The following is a 15,046-nucleotide window of genomic DNA, read 5'->3' as shown; positions in this document are numbered from 1 at the left end:
CCCTACGTCGCCCAGTCCTCCTCATTGAAAGGCCGGCCGCGGAAGTGCGCGCGGAGGTATTCGCCGACGACGGCGGCGCCCAGGTCCCCGGTGTCCGGTGCCACCACACGGCCCTCCACCCGGCGGGCCATCCGGGCCACGAACCGTTCCAGGCCCGGGTCCTCGCCCAGCCGGAAAAATGTCGCCTGCACCCCGCCGCGGCCCAGCCGGTCCAGCTCCGCCACGGTCAGCCGGATGGTTTCGGCGTCCGGCGGCCAGTTGAACCAGGACTCGCCGTCGGCCTCCAGGTGGGCGGTGGGTTCGCCGTCGGTGACCACCAGCAGCACCGGCTGCATGGAGGGGTGCTTGCGGAAGAACCGGCCGGCCAGCAGCAGCCCGTGGTGCAGGTTGGTGCCCTGTTCCCGCAGCGCCGGCAGGGCGGTGAGCTCGCCGATGTCCATGGTTTGGGCGTACCGGCCGAAGCTGATCAGCTGCAGCCGGTCGCCGCGGAACCTCGTGGAGACCAGATGGTGCAGGGCCAGGGCGGTCCGCTTCATCGGCACCCAGCGGCCCTCGGCGGCCATCGAGAAGGAAACATCCACCAGGAGGGCGACGGCGGCCTGGGTGCGGGCCTCGGTCTCCGTGATCTCGATGTCGTCAACGGCCAGGCGCAGCCCGTGGCGCGGGTCGCCGCCGTCGCCGATCGTGCGGCGGATGGCGTTGGTGATGGTCCGGGTGACATCCCACGGCTCGGCGTCGCCGAACTGCCAGGGACGGCTGGACCCGGTCTGCTCCCCCGCCGCACCGGCCGCCCGGGTCTCCCGCCGGCCCTGCCGGCCGGAGAGTTGCTTCGCGGTGTCCCGCAGCAGGGAGCGGCCCAGCCGGCGCATCGCCTGCGGGGACAGGCTGAGGTCGCCGTCGGCACCGCGGCGCAGGAACCCGCCGTCGTGCATGGCCTTTTCGATCTCCGCCAACGTCCGGGCGGAGACGGCGGCGTCCTGCCCCAGCTGCCGGGCCAGGGCGTCCAGGTCCACGTCGTCCAGGCTGGACCCGTTGTAGGACTGGGAGAGCTGGTCGGCCAGTTCGTCCAGCTCGGCGAGGTCCTGAAGCACCCCGGTGCCGTCGCCCAGCCCCAGCCCTTCCTCGCCCTCGAAGCGCTCGGACCCGGACCAGTCCTCGCCGGGGCGCAGCGCCTGGAGGTTGGCGTCGAGTTGGCCCAGCTGTGCCATTAACTCCGGGGAACCGAACGCCTGGGCGGAGAGCTGCATCAGTTCCGCGCGCTGCTCGGCGGTCATGGAGCGCATCATCCGCTGCCCTGCGGCGGCGCGCTTGGCGAGGGCGTCTATCAGTTCCTCGACGGACTGCGGGTTCTCCGGGAAGAAGTCGCCGTGACTGGCCATGAAGTCCTGGAAGTCCTGGTCCGTGTCCTCGCCGCGGCGGTGCTTGTCCAGGAGTTCGTTGAGGTCACCCAGCATGGCGGCGACGGCGGCGCGGTCCTCGTCCGTGGCGCCCTCGAGCGCCTGCTTCATGCCGGCGAAGCGCTGTTCCAGCGCTTCCCGGCCCAGCAGGTCCTTGATCTGCTCGTAGGCCTCCCGCGCGGTGCTGGACTGCCAGTCGTAGGAGGAGAGTTCGTTGACCGCGGCGGCCGTGGAGGCGGGCAGGTTTTGCATCTGCATGTCCCGGAAGGCCCGGTCCGTGTCGTCCATTCGGACGTCGCGGGCCAGCTGTTTGCGTTCCTCCAGCACGGCGGTGTCCAGCAGCTCCCGGACCTCCTCCAGCGTCCCGTCCAGCTTGTGCCGGCCCAGCAGGTCCTTGCGCCGCTGCTGGATGCGGCCGGCGAGTTCGTCCAGGCCGTCCCGGTTCCTGCCGCCGCGGCGCAGGTACTCCTGCAGGGCGCGCCGGGGCGAGTACCCGGCCATGACGTCCTCGGCCACGGCGTCCAGGGCCTCGGTCAGGTCCACCGGGGGCGCCAGCGGATCCGGCCCGCCGGCGTAGCGGCCGTAACGCGAGCGGTTATGAGCGCTCATCGCGCCTCCCCTGTCAGGACGGAATTACCCGTAGATGGTGGCTTCGTCGTCGGAGTCCTTGGAGATCCGGCGGGCGAGGTAGAGGCCTTCGAGGGCCAGTTCGACGGCGGCGGCGCGCTGGCCGTCGTTGTCGGCGCCGAGCCGCTCCCCGACCTCGTCGTAGAGCCGGGAGCCGTTGAGTGAGGGCAGGCCTTCCAGGAACTCCTTGGCGGTGACCAGCTGTCCGGTGGTCACGGTCGAGGACCCGTCGAGGGCGGTGACCAGCGGGCCGAGGTCGATGCCGTGCAGGTGCGCCCGGACGGTCTCGGCGGTGGCCATCCGCAGCAGGTGGTCCAGGATGTCCTGTTCCCGGCCCTCCTCGCCGGATTCAAACTCGATCTTGCCGGCCAGGACGTCCACGGCCGCCTCCAGGTCGATGATCCGGGCGACGGCGTTGTCCTCCCCGCGGACGCTGGCCCGGCGCAGGGCGGCGGCGGCCACCGTTTCGGCACCGGCGATGGCGAACCGGGCGGAGACGCCGGAGGTCTGGTTGACCGCCGGGGACTGCCGCAGCGCGCGGGTGTAGCGGCCCAGGATCTCCAGGATGACCGGCGGGACGGCGGCCACGAGGTGGCCCTCCTGTTCGATGACGGCCACCTCATCCTCGAGTTCAATCGGGTAGTGGGTGCGGATTTCGGCGCCGAAGCGGTCCCGCAGCGGGGTGATGATGCGGCCGCGGTTGGTGTAGTCCTCCGGGTTGGCGGAGGCCACTACCAGCACGTCCAGCGGTAGCCGGAGCACGTAGCCGCGGATCTGGATGTCCCGTTCCTCCATGACGTTGAGCATGGACACCTGGATCCGTTCGGCCAGGTCGGGGAGTTCGTTGATGGCGATGATGCCGCGGTTTGAGCGCGGGATCAGGCCGTAGTGGATGGTTTCCGGGTCGCCCAGGCGGCGGCCCTCGGCCACCCGCATCGGGTCGACGTCGCCGATTAGATCCGCCACGGAGGTGTCCGGCGTCGCGAGCTTCTCCACGTAGCGCTCCGAGCGGTGCCGCCATGCCACCCGCAGCCGGTCCCCCTCGGTGAGCGCCAGGGCGCGGGAGTGCTCGGTGATGGGTTCGTAGGGGTGTTCGTTCAGCTCGGAGTCCTCGATGACCGGCGACCACTCGTCCAGCAGCCCGGCGAGGGTGCGCAGCAGGCGTGTCTTGCCCTGGCCGCGTTCGCCGAGGAGGACGACGTCGTGCCCGGCCAGCAGGGCGCGTTCGAGCTGCGGCAGGACGGTGCGGCTGAAACCGAACATGCCGGGCCAGGGGTCCCGGCCGGCGGCGAGCGCTGCCAGCAGGTTGTCTCGGATCTCGCGGCGCAGGTCCTTCTGGACGTGGCCGGAGGCGCGCAGTTCACCAACGGTGTAGATCTCGGGGCGTTCACTCACTCCTCCACCGTAGACCTGCACCCGGGGCGTAATCGAGGGATTTCCTGAGAAACCTCGGCGCTTCCCCCGGCCGGGAAGTTAGGGTTGGTAGCGATGGCTACCGCAACCGCAGACAACGCCCCCACTTCCCCGGCACCGGCGCGTCCGGCGACGATCCTGCTGCTGGTGCGGCACGGGCAGACGCCCACCACCGGCAGCGTCCTTCCCGGCCGGGCGCCGGGGCTGCACCTCTCGGACCGCGGCCGGGAACAGGCCGAACGCGTCGCGGAGCGGCTCGCCGGGTTGCGGGTGGACGCGCTCTACTCCTCGCCGATGGAGCGGGCACAGGAAACGGCGGAGCCGACGGCGGCACGCACCGGCCTGGCCGTCACCGCCGAGGAGGGACTGCTGGAGTGCGACTTCGGCGGCTGGACCGGCTCGGCGATCTCGGATTTGGCGGCCCTGCCGGAGTGGCAGACGGTGCAGCACAGCCCGTCCCAGTTCCGCTTCCCGGACGGCGAGAGCTTCCCGGAGATGCAGGCCCGGATTGTCGTCGCCATGGAGCGGGCACGGGATGCCCATGCCGGCGGCGTGGTGGTCTGCTTCTCGCACGCGGACCCCATCAAGGCCGCCGTCGCCCATGCCCTGGGCACCCCGCTGGATCTGTTCCAGCGCATCTACATCAGCCCGGGGTCGGTGTCCGCGATCTCTTACACGAACGGGCAGGACCCGGCGGTGCTGATGGTGAATTCGACGGCGGAGCCGCTGAGCGGGCTGAGGCCGGAATGATCGAAACTCCCGGGCGGGTGGAACCGTGGCCGGCCGCGAACTGACCCTGCTGACCGAGGGCAGCATCGAACTGGTGGGAGTCATCCCGCGCAGCAGCAACCAGACGTTCCTGGTGCAGGTATCCCTCGGCGAGGAGGTGGGCTTCGCCGTGTACAAGCCGGAGTCGGGCGAACGGCCGCTCTCCGACTTCGACCCCGGACTCTATAAGCGCGAGCGTGCCGCCTACCTGCTGAGCGAGTGGCTGGGCTGGGGGTTCATCCCGCACACCGTGACCCGGGAGGACGCGCCCCTGGGCGTCGGTTCGCTGCAGTGGTTCATCGAGTGCGACTTCCAGCACCATTACTTCACCCTGTTCGAGGATGCCCCGGAGACGCATCCCGAACTGGCACGGATGGCCCTGTTCGACTTCGTCGCCAACAACACGGACCGCAAGAGCGGCCACGTGCTCCGCGGCGACGACGGCCGGATCTGGGGCATCGACCACGGGCTCTGCTTCTCGGCCGTGTTCAAGCTCCGCACGGTGATCTGGGACTTCGCCGGCGAACCCATCCCGGAGAAGTTGCTGGCGGACATCGCCCCGCTGGCCGAGGCCGTCCCGGCCGAGCTGGCGGAATTACTCGACGACGACGAGGTCACCGCCCTGCAGCGCCGCGTCCAGCGGATGATGCTCGCCGAGTCCCTGCCGGTGGACCGCACCGGCATGCGGTACCCCTGGCCGCTGGTTTAGCGCCGGGCCACCGCGCAGGCCGTCGCCCGGAATAGCCGTGAACGAAGACTGGCGTCGCTGGTAGAAGCCGGGGAATTTCCCGCTCGACGGCGCGTTCGACGTCGGGGGCGGCGCCGGGCGGATAGTCTGCCGTTCCGGCACGGATCAGCGGGAGCGCGCCAGCGGATACCCGCGAGCGCCCGTACTGTCGGCACGAATCAAGGAGAACAGCGATGGGCACCCTCATCAGGACACCCCAACCGCGTCCGGCCCGCGCGCGGCGGGAACCCGGCCGGATCCGCACCTGGATCGGGGATGACCCCTCGGACCGGCAGCGTCCCATTATCCTGGCCGTGGTGCTGACGCTCGCCGCCATCGGGCTGGTAGAGGTGGCCTCCGCTTCCTCCGTGGAATCCGTCGCCGCCGGCGCCAACCCCTACGACCTGCCGTTGAAACAGGGCATGTGGACCATCGCCGGGATCGTGCTCATGCTGTTCCTGGCCGGGCTCCGGGAGCACCACATCCGGAAGCTTGCCTGGCCCATGCTCATCACCGCCGTCCTCTCCCTCGTTCTGGTGTTCACCCCGCTGGGCATGACTGTCAACGGCAACCGCAACTGGCTCAGCGTGGGCGGCTTCACCGCGCAGCCATCTGAGTTCGCCAAGCTCGCGCTGATCGTCTGGGCCGCCGACATCCTGACCCGCAAGCAGAAGCTCCTCGGCCAGTGGAAACACGCCGTCGTCCCTTTGCTGCCTGTGGGAGGCATCATCATGGGACTCGTCGCCCTTGGCCATGACCTCGGCACCACCATGATCGTCATGCTCATCCTCGCCGCCACCCTGTACTACGGCGCCGTCCCGATGAAGGTGATCTGGGTGGCGGGGTCGATCTCTGCCTTCGCGGCGCTGATCCTCGCCGCCACCAGCGGCAACCGCATGGGCCGAATCTCGTCCTGGCTCGGGGGCGGCTCCGCCGATGACTCCCAGGGGCTCGGGTATCAGGCGCTGAACGGTCAGTACGCGCTGGCCTCCGGTGGCTGGTTCGGCGCCGGGCTGGGCCAGAGCCGGCAGAAGTGGAACTGGATCCCGGAGGCGCACAACGACTTCATCTTCACCATCCTGGGTGAGGAACTCGGGTTCGCCGGGACATTGCTGGTGCTGGCACTCTTCGCCGTGCTCGCCGTCGCGATCTTCAAGACCATCGCCCGGACCGAGGGGACCTTCGCCCGGGCGCTCTCCTGCAGCGTCGTCACCTGGATCATCGGACAGGCCGTCATCAACATCGCGATGGTCAGCGGGCTGCTCCCGGTGATCGGCGTGCCCCTGCCGTTCATCTCCTACGGCGGCTCCGCGATGGTGTCCTCCCTCGCCGGCATCGGCATGATCCTCGCCGTCACCCGGTCTCCCCAGAAGGTCCGGGAGCCGTCCGCGCTACCCTAGTCCCACTACAGGACAAACCAGGGAGGAAACCCATGCCGTACGTCGTCGACTTCAAGGACGTGTCCACCGTCGGACTCGAATCCTCCCCCGTGGCGGAGTCACTGGCCGGGTTGCGCGCCAACGAGGCCCGCTACTACAACACCAAGTACAGCCACGCCTTCACCGTCAGCCCGGCCGCGGACGCCCGGGACACCGTGGACCGGGTGGCCCGGATCCTCAAGGAGGAGCGGGACCTGGTGATCGGGTCCCGGCCGCTGGAGGCGACCAGGTTCGAGGTGGACGGGCTGCGGATGGACTACGTCTTCTACGAATCGGGCCTGTCCATCAACGTCATGTACAGCATCGAGGACGGCGGGAAACGGGCCGTGGGGTTCAAGCTCTCGGACGGCATGGAGGTCCCGGAGGAACTGGCGGACAAGTTCAAGTTCGCCCGGCAGAAGTCCAAGCTGGCCGGCACCATCCGCGGCTCGTACTTCGTGATCAAGGGCGAGTACTAGGGGGCGCTCATTAACCTCAGTCCCCGAGCGTCCCGGCGAGGTCCTCGATCGATTCGACGACGACGTCGTAGTCGCCGTCGGACGCCTGGTCCGCGTGCCCGCCTGGCCCGTATTCATCGGGCCAGGAGACGAAGGCCGTCCCCAGGCCCAGAGCCGCGGCGGCATCGAGGTCATACCGGTGCGAGGCCACCGCGGTTGTTAGGATCGAATCAATGAACCAAAAAAATCCAAAAGGTCCAGCAAGAGACTCTTACTGGGTTCTTCTCAGCATTTTTTTCGCAGCCGGAGTCGCTATCATCGGCCTTGCTGAGGGGTTCATTCTCCTCGGGGCGTCACTGGCGCTCCTGACGGCCATCGTCATCTTGACGTCCGTGCACGGACAGTTCAGGAAAGATGTCGTAGGCAGCCTTTCGACTGCGTCACCGGGCGTAGGCATTGGGGCGGCTACCGTCGTTGCCTGTGCCGTCCTGATGCGTGGTTCGGCTTCCGCGCTGTGGGCTGTTCCCTTGCTGTCCGTTGGCGCCTCGATCGTGCTTTATTTTTGGCTGCGCCGCAATGGCCGGTACAACAAATCCGCCGCAGCATAGCTGACTGCCAGTTCATGGGAGGCATCTGACCGTTGACCGGGCGGCCGCCAGCCGCTCGGTCAATGATCAGACCGCCGCGGAGCAGCATCCGCGGCTCGTACTTCGTCATCAAGGGCGAGTACTGAAGGGCTAGATACGGCTCAGGCCCTTAGCGCCCCGGCGAGCTCCTCGATCGATTCCACCACGACGTCGTAGTCCCCGGCCGACGCCCGATCCGCGTTTCCGCCCGGCCCGTATTCATCGGGCCGGTAGACGAACGCCGTCCCCAGACCCAATGCCGCGGCGGCGTCCAGGTCATACCGGTGCGAGGCCACCATGAGGATCTGCGCCGGGTCCACGCCCAACAGGCCCGCCGCACCCAGGTAGGTCGACTCGTGGGGCTTGAAAGCGCGGAACTGCTGCGCGGAGAAGATCGCATCCCAGTCGAAGCCGCACGTTCGTGAGGTTGAGACGACGGCGGAGAGGTCGGCGTTGGACAGCGCTGCGACGAGGTGCGACCGCCGTAACCGCCGCAGTCCCGCGGCCGCGTCCGGCCAGGGCCGCAACTGCTCCCACCCGTCCGTGAGGAGAGCGATCTCTTCGGCCGTCACCACATCCTCGAGCCCGCGCCGTCGAACGATCTCCGCCAGCCCGTCGGCGTAGATGGAACGGACCGACCGCCACTGCCCCGCCCCGGACAGCTCCGCCACAGCCGTTCGGTAGGCCGCCCGCCACTCATCCACCATCGACAGCCACTCGAGCTCCGCGGCCCTGCCGCCCAGGACGTTCCGGCCGTGGTCCAGCAGGGTGGTCCGAAAATCCGTGAGCGTGCCCTGGACATCAAACAGGAGCGCTTTGTAGGGCTCGCGGGGCATCATGCCTTCTTCACGGACGGGCGCGATGCGCTTCTCCTAAGGAGTCCCTCCACTTGCTCGCCAATATAGGGCCCCTCACGGTCCATCCAGTACCGCCTCGTAATTCTGGTTGCCACCCGCGTGTCCATCGATTGGATGCCGGGGAGAGCCCCGATGTCCTCGGTGATGAAATCTCCCAGACTCTTTGCATCCTTGAAGACGCCGTGGAAGACCACGGGAGCCCTGCCCGTCACCATGCTGACCATGCGGGCTGATCCGTGCTCGCCGAGCTTGTCCAGCACCTGGGAGATGAACTTCGGTTTTACCTGAAGGGAGACGACAGCGGTGAGCGGAAACCCAACGGCGGCCGGTTCAACCTCAACCCGCGGAGAGATGGCCCCCGTCCCCAGCAGCATTTGAATGGCCCGGTACGCCGACGAGCTGCTGACGTTCAGAGTGCGAGCTACCTCCGCGGCTGAAGCTCTGGCGTTGCGTCCCAATTCGCACATTGTGCCGAACTCAAGGTCCGTCAACTCCGCCAGGGACTCCAGAGGAGGAAGGCTGACCGGCACCACATGCGCCTGCAGGTCCTCATTCTGCCTGGCGGTCAGGCGCGGAATACGCCAGCTTTGCCCCACCCGCCGCGAATCCAAGACCAACCGGCTTTCGACCGACCTGATACCGGGCAATGACGGGATTTCGTTGCTGAGCAGTCCATTGATATCGGTCCCAAGCAACGGGAAGATATCCGCGTAAATGTCGCCCGACCCCGAGGTGGTCATGACCACTTGAACGTCCGGAAACGCTCGGAGCCGATCGGCCACCTCACCGGATCTGCCCGGCTCGCAATTTATCCATAGCTGCTGTGGGTTTCCGGACAGGATCAATGGCCAGGCGTACCTCCCAATCACCTTCAACAGACGATCGTTCTGCAGTCGGTTCAGTCTTCGCGTGATGGTGCTGGTGGGTACGGAGAGGATGTCCGCCAACGCATTCGCCGGGACTCTAGGGGCCACCTGCAGGGCCGCGATGATGTCCAGGTCCGTCTCGTCCATGAGTGGAATGGTGGCCTCCGCCGTCGTCGTTAATGCGCTGTCACGACTATAGGTTACCGCCGGGCGATCACTGGTCGCTATGAAAAAACCAACAGAGATGCTCTGCGTGAACGATTTTCTCAAAGTCTATTGCCCAGACAAACGATCTGCTCTAGGTTGGAAGCCTGAGACGTGCATCACTCTCAAACCCTTCGACCCGGACAACTTCGCTTCTAAGTCCCCGCCGAAACTCCGCATCTTCAAAAACAAAGGAGCGCTTGTGAACAACGCCCAGTCGTGGCAATGGCCCGAGTCGGAGTGGCGAGGCCACGTCAACCGCGTCCGTGCCGGGCAATCCCTCATTCACCCAGACCCGGCCGAACGCTGGAAGAACGGGGCGAGGGCTGCAGTCCTGCTGTCCTTCGACTCCGACCACGAGACGCCTTCGCTTCGCGACGGCGAAACGTCGCCGGGACGGATGGCGCAAGGAGAGTACGGAGCCCGAGCAGGGGTGCCCCGCATCCTGGAGCTACTCCGCCGTTACGAATCACCGGCGTCGTTCTACATCCCGGCCGTCTGCGCGCTCCTTCGACCCGATGAAGTCCCGGCCTATGTGGAGCAGGGCCACGAGGTAGCAGTGCATGGCTGGATCCACGAACGGAACACGTTGCTCACCCACGAGCAGGAACTCGATCTGCTGGGACGTGCCACCGACGTGCTGCACCATCAGGCTGGCATCCGGCCAGTCGGCATCCGGACGCCGTCATGGGACTTTTCGGACTCCACCCTCGATGTCATCCGCGAGTTGGGGTTCATTTACGACTCGTCGCTAATGGCAGACGACGAGCCCTACGAAATCCTGGCGGATGGCGCCCAGACGGGCATCATCGAGATCCCGGTGGAGTGGATCAGGGATGACGCACCGTACCTGATGATGGACCGTTTCACCGGGCTGCGCCCCTACATGCCGCCCCGCCAGCTCCTCCAAATCTGGAAGGACGAGTTCGACGCGGCCTACGCGGAGGGTGGAGTCTTCCAGCTCACCATGCACCCTCACATCATCGGGCACCGGTCCCGCCTGATGATCCTGGCTGAACTGATGGACCACATCCGATCCCACGACGATGTGTGGATCACCACCCACGCGGATTTGGCAGCCCATGTTGCCTCCCGGCTCACCACAAGGACGATCACCTCATGACACAGCAACTGACCGTGGACGGGGTCCACGCCACCAAACTCTCGCCGCAGGGCCGCAGGGCAATTGTCGCCGGAAGCATCGGTAACGCCGTCGAGTGGGTGGACTGGGCCGTCTACACGACTTTCTCATCTGTGTTCGCCCATCATTTCTTTCCCAAGGGCGATCCCATCGCGGCCCTCTTGGCTACGCTCGCCATTTTCGCCGTCGGGTTCGTGATGCGGCCCGTCGGAGCCGCGATCATGGGCGCCTACGCGGATCACCACGGGCGGAAGAAGGGCCTGGTTCTCACCATCGGCCTGATGGCCGGGGCCACCGCCCTGATCGGTATCGCCCCCACGTACGACACCGTCGGCATCCTGTCGCCGATCATCCTGGTGATTGCCCGTATGGTCCAGGGCTTCGCCGCCGGCGGAGAGTTCGGCTCCTCTTCGGCATTCCTGGTCGAATCGGCAGCACCCCGCCGACGTGCCTTTGCCGGCTCTTGGCAGCAGGTGTCGGTTGGCGCCGGTGTCCTGCTCGCTTCCGGTATGGGCGCGATCATCACCAGCACCCTGTCCAAGGACGCATTGGACAGCTGGGGATGGCGGCTCGCCTTTATCGTCGCCGCACTCCTCGGCCTGGTGGGTCTGTGGCTGCGTTCCTCCGTTGAGGAAACCGAATCGTTCGTCAACTCCAAGAGCCGCTCAGAGGCGGCCGGCGAAACTCGCCGCAATTCGGTCTTCACCATGTTCGTCAAGCACCCCAAAGCCACCCTGCGCGTGTTCGGCGTGACCATCGCCGGCACCTTGCTCTACTACATGTGGGTCTCATACATGCCCACGTACGCGGCAGTCTCAACGGGCATCCCACTGAGCCAGGCACTCCTCGCGAACTTCATCGCCGTCGGCTTGTTCCTGATCCTGCTTCCCTTCGCGGGACTGCTGTCTGACAAGATCGGCCGCAAACCCACCATGACGGCCTTCGCTGCCGGATTCCTGCTGTTCTCATGGCCGGCCTTCGCCCTGCTGAACGGTAACTTCTGGATGCTGCTGCTCATCGAGGTCATCGGCATCATCCTGCTCCTGGGCTACTCCGCCAACTGCGCTGTCATCATGGCCGAGCAGTTCCCGGCCGAGGTCCGGGCGACCGGCATCGGTCTGCCCTACGCCCTCGCAGTAGCAGTTTTCGGCGGCACCGCCCCGTACATCACCACCTGGATGAACACGAGCGGCTACGGCGGATTCGTGTGGCTCTACTGCGCGATCGCCGCAGCAATCGGCGTGGCCGTGTACCTGACCATGCCTGAGACTAAAGGCAAGGCTCTCGATTGAGCCGGCACGCACTGATCACCGGGGCAGGAAGCGGCATCGGCCGCCAAGTGGCGCACCGCTTCGCGGGACTTGGCTTCCGAATCACGCTGGTGGACGTCAAGCCGGAGGCCCTGGCCGCCGTCGAGGAGGAGTGCCGGGCGGCCGGGGCGCAGGAGGTGAATAGCCTGACGGCGGACCTCGCAACTCCCAGCGGTCCGGGGGACATGGTCGCCCGTGCCTGGGCGGACGCTCCGGTGGATGTCCTGGTCAACTCCGCAGGGATCTATCCGGCAACTCCCTTCCTGTCCCTTGACGCCGCCATCTGGGACGCGGTGCTGAACCTCAACACCCGCGCTCCCCTCCTGGCCACCGTTGCCCTCGCTCAGCGGGCCATCGACGCCGGAAGAGGTGCCAGCGTCGTCAACATCTCCTCGGGCGCGGCCCTGCGGGCCCGTCCCGGCGCCGCGCCCTACTCCACGTCCAAAGCCGCGCTTGAAATGGCGACGCGGGCCTCGGCTTTGGAATTGGGCCCTCACGGCATCCGCGTCAATGCGGTCGCGCCCGGCTTCGTGACGGTCAACAGCGACGCCAACCCGGTGACGGAGGAATACGCCGCCGCCGTGTCCGGCAACCCGCTGGGGCGCCGCGGCGAACCCGACGACATTGCCCGCGCCGTCGTCTGGTTGGCCGGACCCGAGGCCGAATGGATCACGGGCGAGACCCTGCGCGTCGACGGCGGCTCGTCCGCCGGCGCCATGAACCTGCCGTTGCACTGGCCCGCCAACACGGCGGCCCCCGACGGCAATAACACGAAAGTATCTTCATGACGGAAAACCCATACACAGTGGTCGGCGCCGGAGCGATCGGCGGCACGCTGGCCGCCCACCTCCACGCACAGGGCGTCCCGGTCCAGTTGGTTGACGCCGATCCCCTGCACGTCGCGGCCATCCGCGAGAACGGACTCCAGATCAAGAGTCCGTCCGGGACCCTGGCCGCGGACGTTCCCTGCTACGGCCTGGACGATGCCCCCGCCGCCCTGGACCGCGTCCTGCTGGCGGTCAAAGCCCAGGCCACCGACAGCGCCGCGGCCTGGATAGCCCCCCGGCTCAGCAGCACCGGCTACATCGCCTCCCTGCAGAACGGCCTCAACGAGGCCACCATCGCCCGGCATGTCGGGGCCGACCGGACTGTGATCGCCTTTGTTGATCTCTTCGCCGACGTCCTCGAACCGGGTGTCATCAACGACGGCGGCATCGGCGCCATGGCGCTCGGCGAGTACGCCGGCGGCACCAGCGACCGGGTGCGGCAACTGGCCCACGACCTGCGCCACTGGGGCACACCGGCGGTCACTGACAACGTGGCCGGTTACCTCTGGGCCAAACTCGGGTTCGGGGCCATGCTCACCGCCACGGCACTGGCCGACGCCGACATGAGTGAGCTGATCGATCGACACCGGCCTGCGATGAACGAACTCGCCGCGGAGGTTTTCGAAGTGGCCGCGGCCGAGGGCATCACCCTGGAGGGGTTCGATGCGTTCGACCCTTCCTGCTACACCCGCGGCGCCGACGCCGGCCGGAATGCCGAGGCCACGGACGACCTCGTCAAATGGCTCTCCACCCAGACCAAGACCCGCTCCGGCATCTGGCGCGACATTGCGGTGCGCAAACGCCCCACCGAGGTGCCCACCCAGTACCGCCCGGTCTTGGAAATGGCCGCCAAACACCAGCTCGACGTGCCTTTGATTAAGGACCTGGTCTCGCTCATCACGCAGCTCGAAACGGGTGCCATCGCCATGGACGAGGAACACCTCACCGCTCTTGACCGGAAGGCCACCCGATGACCGCGATTGAACAACTGCCAGACTGGGTAGCCGCACACCGTGCTGCCCTCCTCGAAGACCTGACGGCCTACGTCGCCCTGGAGACCCCATCGGATGACAAGGCGCTGCTGTCAGCGGGTCTGGCCTGGGTGGAGGAATGGATTGCCAGCCGCATCGGCACCCCCGCCGCCCGGCGCCACATCGACGGCGGGGACTGGGGCGACAGCGTCGTGCTCGATTACCCTTCCAACGTCGGCGGGGAGGGCTGGATTACCGCCCTCTGCCACTACGACACCGTCTGGTCCGCCGGCACGCTGCGCGACTGGCCCCCGACCGTGGACGGGGACCACTTCAGCGGACCCGGCGCCTTCGACATGAAGGCCGGCCTAGTGCAGCTGGTGTGGGCCCTCCGTGCCGGAGCCGAGCTGGGCCTGCCCCGCCCCAACCTCAGGCTGGTACTCAACGGGGATGAGGAGGTGGGAAGCCCTGCGTCGCGGCCTGTCATCGAGAGGGAAGCCGCGCGAGGCAGCGCTGTCCTGGTGTTCGAGGCCAGCGCCGCAGGCGCACTGAAGACGGCTCGGAAGGGCGTGGGAATCTTCCGGGTTACCGCGACCGGACGAGAAGCCCACGCCGGGCTGGACCCGGAAGTGGGCGCCAGCGCCATCGACGAAATAGCGCACGTGATCGTGCAGCTGCACGCCGCCACGGACCTGGCCAAGGGAACCACCGTCAACGTCGGACTTGTGGAGGGCGGGACGCGGACCAACGTCAAGGCCGGATCTGCAACAGCCGACCTCGACGTCAGGGTGACGTCCGAAGATGAGGCCGGGCGAATCACCGCGACGCTGGAAGGTCTGACCCCGCGCAGCCCAAAGGCCTCCGTGGAGGTCTCTGGTGGCTGGAACCGTCCCGTCATGCCCCGCTCCGCCGAAACGGGGAGCTTATACGCAACGGCTGAAGAGGTGGCCGCCCGCCTTGGCTTTGCGCTGACGGAAACTTCGGTCGGCGGCGCCAGCGACGGCAACTTCGCCGCGGCCCTGGGGCTACCTGTACTCGACGGACTTGGAGCCGTGGGCGACGGTGCGCACGCGCGCCACGAATGGGTCAGCATCGAGGGCATGCTTGAGCGAACCAGTCTCGCGGCCGGGCTGCTCACGGCTCTCCACGAGAAAGCCATCGCCGATTTGCGGGACGACGTCACCGTGGGGGCATAAGTCCGACGAACCTGAACGATCCCGGAGACAAACCCGGGCGGGCACCTCCGGGTACCCGCCCGGGTTTGTCGTTTGGGGCGGCCTTCGGGGGCGCGCAACCGCGCCGGCCTCTGCTCGCAACCAGCGGCTAGTTACCGGCGGCGGACACCGAACAAACGGCATAAAGAAGCCGCAGCGGGGCGGCGCACGTTGCGAATAGGCGATGGTCCCGGTGACCATCATTCGCCGCCCCACTGCGGT

At 67.3% G+C, this 15,046-nt stretch carries 15 protein-coding genes; 10 read left to right on the top strand and 5 right to left on the bottom strand.

Features of this window, described 5'->3' with window-relative positions:
* Nucleotides 1–2 precede the first annotated feature (2 nt).
* Together ABC337_RS09990 and ABC337_RS09985 are read right to left on the bottom strand one after the other, a co-directional pair.
* Nucleotides 3–2,006: a vWA domain-containing protein gene (locus tag ABC337_RS09990; RefSeq protein WP_412884092.1), complete on the bottom strand. Its 2,004-nt coding sequence runs from the start codon at nucleotides 2,004–2,006 to the stop codon at nucleotides 3–5.
* Between the two features lie 24 nt (nucleotides 2,007–2,030).
* Complete coding sequence (locus ABC337_RS09985; RefSeq protein ID WP_412884093.1) at nucleotides 2,031–3,419, bottom strand: sigma 54-interacting transcriptional regulator; 1,389 nt, start codon at nucleotides 3,417–3,419, stop codon at nucleotides 2,031–2,033.
* 93 nt (nucleotides 3,420–3,512) lie between these two features.
* Between ABC337_RS09985 and ABC337_RS09980 the strand changes: the two genes are divergently transcribed.
* The 4 genes from ABC337_RS09980 (at nucleotide 3,513) to ABC337_RS09965 (ending at nucleotide 6,829) form a co-directional block, all read left to right on the top strand.
* A complete protein-coding gene (locus ABC337_RS09980) occupies nucleotides 3,513–4,187 on the top strand; it encodes an MSMEG_4193 family putative phosphomutase (RefSeq protein WP_412884094.1) in 675 nt (224 codons plus the stop codon).
* Nucleotides 4,188–4,212: 25 nt separating this feature from the next.
* Nucleotides 4,213–4,914 carry an SCO1664 family protein gene (locus ABC337_RS09975; protein ID WP_412884095.1) on the top strand — a complete coding sequence of 234 codons (702 nt, stop codon included), beginning with the start codon at nucleotides 4,213–4,215 and terminating at the stop codon, nucleotides 4,912–4,914.
* A gap of 212 nt (nucleotides 4,915–5,126) precedes the next feature.
* Nucleotides 5,127–6,332: a putative lipid II flippase FtsW gene (gene ftsW / locus ABC337_RS09970; protein ID WP_412884096.1), complete on the top strand. Its 1,206-nt coding sequence runs from the start codon at nucleotides 5,127–5,129 to the stop codon at nucleotides 6,330–6,332.
* Between the two features lie 32 nt (nucleotides 6,333–6,364).
* The gene (locus ABC337_RS09965) at nucleotides 6,365–6,829 is read left to right on the top strand and encodes a phage tail protein (RefSeq protein WP_412884097.1); all 465 of its coding nucleotides are present in this window, start codon (nucleotides 6,365–6,367) and stop codon (nucleotides 6,827–6,829) included.
* A gap of 16 nt (nucleotides 6,830–6,845) precedes the next feature.
* Here the strand turns inward: ABC337_RS09965 and ABC337_RS09960 are convergent, their stop codons facing one another.
* A complete protein-coding gene (locus ABC337_RS09960) occupies nucleotides 6,846–7,019 on the bottom strand; it encodes a hypothetical protein (RefSeq protein WP_412884098.1) in 174 nt (57 codons plus the stop codon).
* A 22-nt stretch (nucleotides 7,020–7,041) separates the two neighbouring features.
* Between ABC337_RS09960 and ABC337_RS09955 the strand changes: the two genes are divergently transcribed.
* Nucleotides 7,042–7,416, top strand: coding sequence for a hypothetical protein (locus ABC337_RS09955; protein WP_412884099.1), 375 nt, complete (start codon nucleotides 7,042–7,044; stop codon nucleotides 7,414–7,416).
* Between the two features lie 140 nt (nucleotides 7,417–7,556).
* Here the strand turns inward: ABC337_RS09955 and ABC337_RS09950 are convergent, their stop codons facing one another.
* Nucleotides 7,557–8,273, bottom strand: a complete 717-nt coding sequence (locus ABC337_RS09950) for a haloacid dehalogenase type II (RefSeq protein WP_412884100.1) — start codon at nucleotides 8,271–8,273, stop codon at nucleotides 7,557–7,559.
* Complete coding sequence (locus ABC337_RS09945; RefSeq protein WP_412884101.1) at nucleotides 8,270–9,304, bottom strand: Lrp/AsnC family transcriptional regulator; 1,035 nt, start codon at nucleotides 9,302–9,304, stop codon at nucleotides 8,270–8,272. Before ABC337_RS09945 ends, ABC337_RS09950 begins: the two co-directional genes overlap by 4 nt.
* A 259-nt stretch (nucleotides 9,305–9,563) precedes the next feature.
* On the opposite strand from ABC337_RS09945, the gene ABC337_RS09940 reads away from it, so the two are divergent.
* Genes ABC337_RS09940 through ABC337_RS09920 form a run of 5 tightly spaced genes read left to right on the top strand, consistent with a single transcriptional unit; the run spans nucleotide 9,564 to nucleotide 14,806 of the window.
* The gene (locus tag ABC337_RS09940) at nucleotides 9,564–10,484 is read left to right on the top strand and encodes a polysaccharide deacetylase family protein (RefSeq protein ID WP_412884102.1); all 921 of its coding nucleotides are present in this window, start codon (nucleotides 9,564–9,566) and stop codon (nucleotides 10,482–10,484) included.
* Entirely contained in the window at nucleotides 10,481–11,794 is a 1,314-nt protein-coding gene (locus tag ABC337_RS09935) for an MFS transporter (RefSeq protein WP_412884103.1), read from the top strand. Before ABC337_RS09940 ends, ABC337_RS09935 begins: the two co-directional genes overlap by 4 nt.
* The gene (locus ABC337_RS09930; protein ID WP_412884104.1) at nucleotides 11,791–12,600 is read left to right on the top strand and encodes an SDR family NAD(P)-dependent oxidoreductase; all 810 of its coding nucleotides are present in this window, start codon (nucleotides 11,791–11,793) and stop codon (nucleotides 12,598–12,600) included. The genes ABC337_RS09935 and ABC337_RS09930 overlap by 4 nt, the downstream gene beginning before the upstream one ends.
* A complete protein-coding gene (locus ABC337_RS09925; RefSeq protein ID WP_412884105.1) occupies nucleotides 12,597–13,613 on the top strand; it encodes a ketopantoate reductase family protein in 1,017 nt (338 codons plus the stop codon). Before ABC337_RS09930 ends, ABC337_RS09925 begins: the two co-directional genes overlap by 4 nt.
* The gene (locus ABC337_RS09920; protein ID WP_412884106.1) at nucleotides 13,610–14,806 is read left to right on the top strand and encodes a M20 family metallopeptidase; all 1,197 of its coding nucleotides are present in this window, start codon (nucleotides 13,610–13,612) and stop codon (nucleotides 14,804–14,806) included. Before ABC337_RS09925 ends, ABC337_RS09920 begins: the two co-directional genes overlap by 4 nt.
* The last annotated feature ends 240 nt before the right edge of the window (nucleotides 14,807–15,046 follow it).

Origin of the sequence: Arthrobacter phoenicis, from assembly GCF_047238215.1 — a bacterium.
GTDB lineage: Bacteria > Actinomycetota > Actinomycetes > Actinomycetales > Micrococcaceae > Arthrobacter.
The sequence above is the reverse complement of the archived record's forward strand: the minus strand, read 5'-3'. Positions and strand labels throughout refer to the sequence as shown.

Excerpts from the sequence above, each read along its gene's own strand:
- ABC337_RS09990 (WP_412884092.1), bottom strand. The coding sequence starts at position 2,006 with ATGAGCGCTCATAACCGCTCGCGTTACGGCCGCTACGCCGGCGGGCCG.
- ABC337_RS09980 (WP_412884094.1), top strand. The coding sequence starts at position 3,513 with ATGGCTACCGCAACCGCAGACAACGCCCCCACTTCCCCGGCACCGGCG.
- ftsW (WP_412884096.1), top strand. The coding sequence starts at position 5,127 with ATGGGCACCCTCATCAGGACACCCCAACCGCGTCCGGCCCGCGCGCGG.
- ABC337_RS09965 (WP_412884097.1), top strand. The coding sequence starts at position 6,365 with ATGCCGTACGTCGTCGACTTCAAGGACGTGTCCACCGTCGGACTCGAA.
- ABC337_RS09955 (WP_412884099.1), top strand. The coding sequence starts at position 7,042 with ATGAACCAAAAAAATCCAAAAGGTCCAGCAAGAGACTCTTACTGGGTT.
- ABC337_RS09950 (WP_412884100.1), bottom strand. The coding sequence starts at position 8,273 with ATGATGCCCCGCGAGCCCTACAAAGCGCTCCTGTTTGATGTCCAGGGC.
- ABC337_RS09945 (WP_412884101.1), bottom strand. The coding sequence starts at position 9,304 with ATGGACGAGACGGACCTGGACATCATCGCGGCCCTGCAGGTGGCCCCT.
- ABC337_RS09935 (WP_412884103.1), top strand. The coding sequence starts at position 10,481 with ATGACACAGCAACTGACCGTGGACGGGGTCCACGCCACCAAACTCTCG.
- ABC337_RS09925 (WP_412884105.1), top strand. The coding sequence starts at position 12,597 with ATGACGGAAAACCCATACACAGTGGTCGGCGCCGGAGCGATCGGCGGC.
- ABC337_RS09920 (WP_412884106.1), top strand. The coding sequence starts at position 13,610 with ATGACCGCGATTGAACAACTGCCAGACTGGGTAGCCGCACACCGTGCT.